The sequence below is a fragment of the Psychrobacter sp. 1U2 genome (assembly GCF_051847575.1).
The window spans coordinates 1-535 of the sequence record NZ_JBPYDC010001731.1 but is presented as its reverse complement, the minus strand read 5'-3'; the positions used below and the strand labels follow the sequence as shown (position 1 = coordinate 535).

Annotated in this window: 1 protein-coding gene; it reads right to left on the bottom strand. The window is 44.7% G+C overall.

From position 1 onward, the window contains the following. Positions 1-535 (bottom strand): CBS domain-containing protein (locus tag ACS8FD_RS24105; protein WP_439277703.1); only part of this gene is annotated, 535 nt, incomplete at both ends.

Here is a 535-nt window from a genome sequence, read left to right as displayed (position 1 = left end):
CGCAGACTGCGATCCGGCGTTACCACCACTATCTACCAGTAATGGCAAGAAAAACACCAATACCAGATTGGCTGCAATGACCTCTTCAAAATTTGAGATGCTTAATCCTGATAGTAAGTTCCCAAATACTAAAAACACCAACCAAAACACGCGCTTACGATATAGCACCCGAATGCTAACATCTTTGAGCTTGCCTACCATAGTTGAGATGCCGCCTGACTTATGAAAGTCATCAGTGGCTTCATCACTTGCAACGTCCATTGCATCATCATGGGTAACAATGCCTACCAAAGCACCACTATTATCGATGATTGGCAGGGCAATCAAGTCATATCGTGCAATGGTTTTAGCCACTACTTCTTGATCGTCATCGACATGACAGGACACCACAGTACTCATCATCATGTCTGCAATAGCCTGATTAGGCGACGCTAAAATCAATACTCGTAATGACACTACCCCCATTAACCTACGTTCGTCGTCAATTACGTAGGTGTGGTAGATGGTCTCAGCATCCGGTGCTTCCAAACGTAGA